We start from the raw sequence: 3,017 nt of genomic DNA, 5'->3' as shown, positions 1-3,017 counted from the left end.
CCGCGCGGCGCCCTCGCCGATCGTGGCCGATCTCCCGGCCCGGCGCGCCCGACGTGGCGCGCTTCCCCGCCGCCGCCTGGAGCCGGGCGATGCATCACGTCCTCACGGCCGGCGAGGGCGCGGACGTGTTCCCGCCGGCCGGGGGCGTACGGCGGCTGCGCGAGGTCGTAGCCGGTTACCTGGGACGGACCCGGGGAGTGGCGGTCTCACCTGAGGAAGTGGTCATCACCTGCGGCACCACGCACGCGGTGGGGCTGCTGGCAGGCGTCCTGGCCCGGCGGTCGGCGTCGCGGCTGGCGGTGGAGGACCCCGGCTGGAGCCGGCTCGCCGATGCCGCCGTCCACGCGGGGCTGGCGGTCGAGCCGGTGACCGTCGACGGCGAGGGCATCGACGTCGGGAGTCTGCGGCGGACGGACGCGGACGCGGTGCTCTGCTCGCCCGCCCACCAGTTCCCCACCGGCGCCGCGCTGTCGGCGGGGCGGCGGCGGGCGCTGCTGACGTGGGCGAAGGAGCGCTCGGCCGTCGTGCTGGAGGACGACTACGACGCCGAGTTCCGCTACGACCGCAAGCCGATCGGCGCGCTGGCGGCCCTCGACCGGGACGACGTCGCCTACCTCGGCTCCGTGAGCAAGACCCTGCACCCGGGCCTGCGGATGGGCTGGATGGTCCCTCCCGCACGCCTGAGGGACCCGGTGACCGAGGCCCTCGAACGGTCGGGCGCGGGCCCCGGCGTGTTCGACCAGCTGGCGCTCGCCCGGCTCGTCGACACCGGCGACTACGACAGGCACCTGCGCCGCGCCCGCACGCTGTACCGCGAGCGCCGGGAGGCGGTGCTCGCGGCCCTGCGCGGCCACTCCGTCATCCGCGACGCCGGTCCCGTCGGCGGGATCGCCGCGGGGCTGCACCTGGTGCTCCCGCTGCCGTCCGGGCGTGACGACCGCGATGTCGCCGACCGCCTGGAGCGCCGGGGCGTGGCCGTGATGCCGCTGTCGCGCTACGCCCGCCGCCCCCTCCGGCCCGCCCTGGTCATCGGGTACGGCCGGCTCTCACCGGCCCGGGCCCCCTTCGCCGCGGCGGAGATCGCGGCGGTGCTCGAAGGCCGTGCCGACCGGTAGCGGGAGGCCGTCGTCCTCCTCGCTCCGGAACACCTCGGCGTCACCGGTGCGACCGACGGCCGCGACCGGTGCGGACCGTGCGGACGGTGTCAGTTCCGCGGCAGGCCGAGGGCGGTCAGGATCATCGGGTAGGAGCGGGTGAACTCGCGCTCCCAGTACGGCCAGCTGTGGGTGCCGTCCTGGTAGAGGTGGACCACCGGCTTGATCCCGTGCAGGCGGAGCCTGGCGACCAGGTCCTTGGTGGTGTAGGCGGAGACCGGTTCGCTCAGGTGGGCGGGCGACCAGGGAGTGCCGGGCGCGTCCAGCTCGCCGGGGAGGCTGGTCGTGCCGCTGGAGATGTAGATGCCCGTCCCGCGCAGGTTCCGGGCCAGGTACGCCGGGTCGTTGGCCTTCCAGACGTTCCGGTTCCTGATCGGGTCGCCCCAGAGCGCCTTCGGGTCCTTGCCCTCGGCGGCCTGCGCGTTCATGATCAGGTCCGGGATGCCGGGCAGGCGGGTGGACATGACCCCGCTGTAGGCGCCGACGAAGCGGAACATGCCGGGGTGCCTGGCGGCGTACTTCATCGCGCCGTAGGCGCCCATGGACAGGCCCGCGACGGCCCGGCGGGTCCCGGCCCGGTAGCCGCTCTCCAGCAGGCGGCGCAGTTCCCCGGTGTGGAAGGTCTCCCAGCCGGGCGCGCCGCCCCTACCGCCGTTGTGCCAGTCGCTGTAGTTCCCGGCCCGCCCGGCCTCGGGCATCACGACGATCGCGTCCAGGTTCTCGGTGAGCTCCTCGATGTCGGTCATCCGGGTCCAGGAGGTGTAGTCGTCCGCGCCGCCGTGCAGCAGGTAGAGGACCGGCCAGGTGCGGTCCGCCTGCTTCGACCAGCCGTTGGGGACCAGCACCCGGACCGGGAGCCGGGCGTTCACCGCCGGGGACGAGATCGTCAGGTCGACCATGCGCAGGCCGAACCAGCGCTCCTTCACCACGCGCGCCCTGCCACGCAGCGCCGCCGGCCAGGGACCCGACGGGCTCCGGCCCGCCTTCGCGGCGGAGGCCGGTCTCGTGGAGGAGCGCGGGGACGCACTCGGATCCGGGCTCGGCTTGGAGGAGGGACTCGGCTTCACCGCCGGGGCCGCCGCCGGGGCCGCCGCCGGAACCGCCGCCGGGGCCGTCTCCGCGTGCGCGGCCGTCGGCGGTCCGAGGAGCAGCGCGGCCGACAGCGAGATCACCAGTGAGACCGACAGCGAGATCGGCGAGGAGATCGGCAGGGAGGCCGACGACGGAATCGGTGGGGAGACCGACGGCGGGATCGGCAGCGGGATCGGGGGGACCGGGAGTCCGCGTCGGGCAGGGCGCATCGTCATTCCTCCACCGGCCCGGAGCGGTGAGGGCCGTGGGAGGCGACCTTAGGCCGGGCGGCGGGGCTCCGATATGGGCGTCCGCAACGAATCACCGGGCCCGCTTGAGCTCCGGCGACAAACCCGTCCACGCCCCGCGCGCCGTACCGGCCCGTTGTCACGCCCATGACAAAACGCCCTGGTGGATTGTGGTCCGCCAGGGATCCCTCCCGCCGACCCCCCTGGGTAAGTTGGCCGATCACCTCGGCTGTTCTCAGGAGTCGCCCCGTGGACCTGCTCGGTGAAGACGACATCCGCCGCTTCCTGTCGGAGCGGATCGCGACCCGCTGCCGGCTCTCCCTCGCCGACGTCGACGCCGACCGCCCCCTGGAGGAGTTCGGGCTGTCCTCGCGGGACGCGGTCGCCGTGGCGGGGGAACTGGAGGTGCTGCTCGGCAGGGAGCTGGCGCCCACGCTGGTCTGGGAGTACCCCACGATCGACCGGCTGGCCCGGGGTCTCGCCCCGCGGGCGGCGGCCCCCGCCCGAGGTGCGGTGTCGGCCGCAGATGTCCGGGGGCCGCGCC

At 74.9% G+C, this 3,017-nt stretch carries 4 protein-coding genes; 3 read left to right on the top strand and 1 reads right to left on the bottom strand.

The annotated features are described in order from the left end of the window. Positions 1-1,115: aminotransferase-like domain-containing protein (locus tag ACWJ6R_RS33545; RefSeq protein WP_449066072.1), on the top strand; the 1,115-nt coding region annotated here is incomplete at its 5' end. Between the two features lie 89 nt (positions 1,116-1,204). Here the strand turns inward: ACWJ6R_RS33545 and ACWJ6R_RS33540 are convergent. Next, positions 1,205-2,080: an alpha/beta hydrolase gene (locus tag ACWJ6R_RS33540; protein WP_449066071.1), complete on the bottom strand. Its 876-nt coding sequence runs from the start codon at positions 2,078-2,080 to the stop codon at positions 1,205-1,207. Here ACWJ6R_RS33540 and ACWJ6R_RS33535 point away from each other — a divergent pair. Further along, a complete protein-coding gene (locus ACWJ6R_RS33535) occupies positions 2,052-2,507 on the top strand; it encodes a hypothetical protein (protein WP_449066070.1) in 456 nt (151 codons plus the stop codon). The genes ACWJ6R_RS33540 and ACWJ6R_RS33535 overlap by 29 nt on opposite strands. Before the next feature lie 215 nt (positions 2,508-2,722). Beyond that, positions 2,723-3,017, top strand: a 295-nt coding sequence (locus ACWJ6R_RS33530; protein WP_449066069.1) for an acyl carrier protein, incomplete at its 3' end; no start/stop codon positions are given.

It is taken from the genome of Planomonospora algeriensis (genome assembly GCF_977012225.1).
This window is presented reverse-complemented; position numbering and strand designations above follow the sequence as displayed.